We start from the raw sequence: 4,647 nt of genomic DNA on the forward strand, positions 1-4,647 counted from the left end.
GCCTTAGTGTTGCACTTGAAATCCGAATCCAAGGACCTTTAATTTGTTTGGAAACATTACGACTGCAAGGGTAGGGGAATGGGCGGTATAGTGGATTAACTTTAAATCAGGACAAGGCGAAAGCCGCAGATACAGTACAGATAGTACGGAACCGATTCACTTGGTGCTTCAGCACCTTAGAGAATCGTTCTCTTTGAGCTAAGGCGAGGTAACGCCGTCCTGGTTTAAAGTTAATCCACTATAGAAAACAATACGCCGCAAGTCTTGATAAAGAACAAGCATAGTCTTGCCCCGACTGCAGAAGCAGCCGAAATATGTTATAAATAGCCCCTTCTACCGACCTTAAATTGGAGCAACGACATGGAATTGGTATTTATCCGTCATGGACAAAGCGAATGGAACGCGAAAAACCTGTTTACGGGCTGGCGCGACGTGAAACTGAGCGAGCAGGGCCTTGCCGAAGCCGCCGCCGCCGGTAAAAAACTGAAGGAAAACGGCTACGAGTTCGACATCGCCTTCACCTCCGTCCTGACCCGCGCGATTAAAACCTGCAACATCGTTTTGGAAGAATCCGACCAACTGTTCGTGCCGCAAATCAAAAGCTGGAGGCTGAACGAACGCCACTACGGCCAACTGCAAGGTTTGGACAAAAAACAAACCGCCGAAAAATACGGCGACGAGCAAGTCCACATCTGGCGCCGCAGCTACGACACCCTGCCGCCGCTGCTCGACCCGAAAGACCCGTTCTCCGCGCACAACGACCGCCGCTATGCCAACCTGCCCGCCGATGTCATCCCCGACGGCGAAAACCTGAAAGTCACTTTGGAGCGCGTACTGCCGTTCTGGGAAGACCAAATCGCCCCCGCGCTTCTGAGTGGCAAACGCGTCTTGGTTGCCGCCCACGGCAACTCACTGCGCGCATTGGCCAAACACATCGAAGGCATTTCCGACGAAGACATCATGGGCTTGGAAATCCCGACCGGTCAGCCGCTGGTGTACAAATTGGACGACAATTTGAAAGTGGTTGAAAAATTCTATCTGTAAGCTTTGCGGATAATAAAAAGGTCGTCTGAAAACTCGGATTCGGGGTTTTCAGACGACCTTTTGATTGAAACGCTTGAGATATAAGATTTGAGACAGTCAAGGCAAAAAAACAGCCCGGTCAAAAATGACCGGGCTGTTGAATTTTTGGTCGGAGTGAAAGGATTCGAACCTTCGACCCCTTGCACCCCATGCAAGTGCGCTACCAGACTGCGCCACACTCCGACTCGAGAAGTTTGGGATTATAGTTTTCTTGCACGGCTTTGGCAAGGGTAAAGCCGGACGGTTTCGGCTATCTGCTTGAAGCGGCTTTGAATTTGTTTGGCGTCAGGGAGGGTAGGGCTGCGGAATGGTTCATACTTGATTGGAAGCTGCGATGTTTTTCAGACGACCCTGGGGGTAAACGGATGTGGCGGAATTTTATGGCTGCTATATAATCTCAGCTTTGATTTTTAATAAAAAACAGGGCGGATGGACAGTATTTTGCATGATTTGTTTGCGCGTCAGGCGTTTACATCGAGCTTGGTGGAGCGCAATTTCGGACAGGTTTCGGGCTGGATAGAGCTGGTCGGTGTCTTGATGCTGATGGTGGCGGCGTTTTGGCTGTCAAACCGCCTCAACGACCGTTATTTCTTTTCGGAACACGGCAGCTTCGCGCTTTTGCGGCATATCGGCAGAAGGATTTTGTGGCCGGTGCTGATGATGATTTTCGGCGCGGCGGCTTTGTTTGTCTGCAATCTGACGGAATTTCGCGCGGTATGGCTGCATCTGCTGATTTTGGCGGCGCGCTGGATGATTCTGATTCGGGTCAGCGTGGCGGTGGTTCATGCCGCTTTGCCGCAAAACAAACTGACCGACTGGCTGGAGCGGGCGGTGTCTATGGTTTTGTGGATAGGGTTCGTGCTTTGGCTGTCGGGTTTGGACGATAAGATTTTGGAGGTGCTGGACGGCATCAGTTTCTCAGTCGGTTCAGGCAGACTCAGCCTGCTGACGATTCTGAACGGGATTTTGTGGGTCGGCCTCCTGATGATAGGCGCGTCATGGCTGGCTCGAGTTATCGGCGGACATTTGGAGAAGAGCAGCTTGGATACCAATCTGAGCATGATTTTGTCCAAAGTCGTCAAAACGGTGATGATGGTGTTGGCGGTATTGATTGCGTTGCCGCTGGTGGGGATTGATTTGACGGTATTGTCGGTGTTCGGCGGTGCGTTGGGTGTCGGTATCGGTTTCGGCCTGCAAAAAGTGGCGAGCAACTATATTTCCGGTTTTATCATTTTAGGCGACCGCTCCATCCGCATGAATGACCGTTTGACGGTCAACAACTTTACCGGTTATGTCACCAAAATCACCTCGCGTTTCGTCGTGCTGCGCAATGCCAACGGTACGGAGGCGCTGATTCCGAACGAGACGTTCGTTACCTCGATGGTGGTCAACGAATCCTATACCAGCCGCGAATTGCAGCAGGCGTTCAATATACAGGTTGCCTATCATTCCGATTTGATTAAGGCGCTCGACATCATTAAAAGCGCAGCCGCCGCGCAGCCGCGTGTTTCCAATAATCCCGCGCCTTTGGCGGTGGTGACCAATTTCGGCGACAACGGTATCGATTTGCGCGCGACTTATTGGGTGAAAGACCCGGAAAACGGTTTTGCCGCGCTGCAATCAGCGATTTTTCTGGATATTTGGCGGCAGTTTAACGAACACGGCATCGAGTTCCCTTATCCGCAGCGCGAAGTCCGCATCTTGAACAAAAGCCAGGCACCGAGCAGCATCGCCATGATTAAGGCGGGAATGCAGGCGCGCAGCGATACCAAATCCGATCCCGCGATGGATTCCGGCGGAGACGATTGATGGCAAAACCCTTGAAGTATCCCGTGTCTGCGCTGGTTATCCTGCATGATGCAGACGGCAATATCCTTTTAATCGAACGCACTTCGCCGCCAGGTTTTTGGCAGTCGGTAACCGGCAGCATCGAGCCGGACGAAACCATAGAGGCAACCGCCAAACGCGAAGTTTGGGAGGAAACCGGCATCCGCCTTGCGGACGGGCAGCTCTGCAACTGGCACGACAGCACGGTTTACGAAATCTACCACCACTGGCGGCACCGCTATCCCAAAGGCGTGTTCGAAAACCGCGAACACATCTTTTCCGCCGAAATTCCGCGCGATGCGGCTATTGTTTTGCAGCCCGACGAACACGTCGCTTACGGATGGTTCAGTATTGAAGAAGCGGCGGAAAAGGTGTTCTCCCCGTCGAACAAAAGGGCGATTTTGGCATTGGGGAAAAGGTTGGGATTGGTTGTTTGATGAATGATGGCGGGGAGATGACCGACAACCGCATTTAAAGACCGATGGACAGCCTCTTTTATATCTAATAAAATAAACGATAATTGTTATTGGTTAATTTGGTAACATCAAACCGTAAAGGTCGTCTGAACGTTCGGCTTTCTGATTGGAAGTCTTTAAATTTTCTTGTTCAAACGGCCTTTTCCATATTTTCGTTTTATATCTGCTTGGAGAATCCATGTTACGTCTGACTGCTTTAGCCGTATGCTGCGCCCTTGCTTTGGGTGCGTGTTCGCCGAAAGATTCCGCTTCAAACCAAAACGCCCAAACCTCTTCCGCCGCCCAAACCGAAGGCGCGGGTTTGACCGTCAAAACGACGCGCGGCGACGCGAAAGTGCCGCAAAATCCCGAACGTATCGCCGTTTACGATTTGGGTATGCTCGACACTTTAAACAAATTGGGCGTGAAAACCGGTCTGTCTATCGACAAAAACCTGCTGCCTTATTTGGACGAATATTTCAAAGCAACAAAACCTGCCGGTACGCTGTTCGAGCCGGATTACGAAGCGCTCAACGCCTACAAACCGCAGCTCATCATCATCGGCAGCCGCGCAGCCAAAGCGTTTGACAAGTTGAACGCCATTGCGCCGACCATCGAAATGACCGCCGATACCGCCAACCTCAAAGACAGTGCTAAAGAGCGCATCGACGCGCTGGCGCAAATCTTCGGCAAACAGGCGGAAGCCGACAAGCTGAAGGCGGAAATCGACGCATCTTTTGAAGCCGCGAAAACTGCAGCGCAAGGTAAAGGCAAAGGTTTGGTGATTCTGGTCAACGGCGGGAAACTGTCCGCCTTCGGTCCGTCTTCACGACTGGGCGGCTGGCTGCACAAAGACATTGGCGTTCCGGCCGTTGACGAAGCCATCAAAGAAGGCAGCCACGGTCAGCCCGTCAGCTTCGAATACTTGAAAGAGAAAAATCCCGACTGGCTGTTTGTCCTTGATAGGGGCGCTGCCATCGGCGAAGAAGGACAGGCGGCGAAAGACGTGTTGAACAATCCGCTGGTCGCCGAAACGACCGCATGGAAAAAAGGACAGGTGGTTTACCTCGTTCCCGAAACCTACTTGGCGGCGGGCGGCGCGCAAGAATTGCTGAACGCGTCCAAACAGGTTACCGACGCGTTTAAGGCTGCGAAATAAGTTAACAAGTCGGTTTAAACAATCAAAAGGTCGTCTGAAAACAAGCATTGCGGGTTTTCAGACGACCTTTTGATTTCCAACTTTGTTTCTTATAGTGGATTAACTAAATCAGGACAAGGCGAC

At 51.7% G+C, this 4,647-nt stretch carries 4 protein-coding genes and 1 tRNA gene; 4 read left to right on the forward strand and 1 reads right to left on the reverse strand.

Annotated features, from left to right (window positions below; translation table 11 throughout):
- Positions 1–360: 360 nt before the first annotated feature.
- Positions 361–1,044: a 2,3-diphosphoglycerate-dependent phosphoglycerate mutase gene (locus tag HMPREF3050_RS05265; protein WP_070773850.1), complete on the forward strand. Its 684-nt coding sequence runs from the start codon at positions 361–363 to the stop codon at positions 1,042–1,044.
- A 145-nt stretch (positions 1,045–1,189) separates the two neighbouring features.
- On the opposite strand, the gene HMPREF3050_RS05270 is transcribed toward HMPREF3050_RS05265, so the two are convergent.
- Positions 1,190–1,266: transfer RNA gene (locus HMPREF3050_RS05270), tRNA-Pro, on the reverse strand.
- Positions 1,267–1,512: 246 nt separating this feature from the next.
- On the opposite strand from HMPREF3050_RS05270, the gene HMPREF3050_RS05275 reads away from it, so the two are divergent.
- From HMPREF3050_RS05275 to HMPREF3050_RS05285, 3 genes are all read left to right on the forward strand, one after another.
- Positions 1,513–2,892, forward strand: coding sequence for a mechanosensitive ion channel family protein (locus HMPREF3050_RS05275; RefSeq protein WP_070773852.1), 1,380 nt, complete (start codon positions 1,513–1,515; stop codon positions 2,890–2,892).
- Positions 2,892–3,347 carry a dihydroneopterin triphosphate diphosphatase gene (nudB, locus tag HMPREF3050_RS05280; protein ID WP_003777417.1) on the forward strand — a complete coding sequence of 152 codons (456 nt, stop codon included), beginning with the start codon at positions 2,892–2,894 and terminating at the stop codon, positions 3,345–3,347. Before HMPREF3050_RS05275 ends, nudB begins: the two co-directional genes overlap by 1 nt.
- 217 nt (positions 3,348–3,564) lie before the next feature.
- Positions 3,565–4,524: a siderophore ABC transporter substrate-binding protein gene (locus HMPREF3050_RS05285; RefSeq protein WP_070773854.1), complete on the forward strand. Its 960-nt coding sequence runs from the start codon at positions 3,565–3,567 to the stop codon at positions 4,522–4,524.
- The last annotated feature ends 123 nt before the right edge of the window (positions 4,525–4,647 follow it).

Origin of the sequence: Neisseria sp. HMSC065D04 (genome assembly GCF_001815675.1) — a bacterium.
Lineage (GTDB): Bacteria > Pseudomonadota > Gammaproteobacteria > Burkholderiales > Neisseriaceae > Neisseria.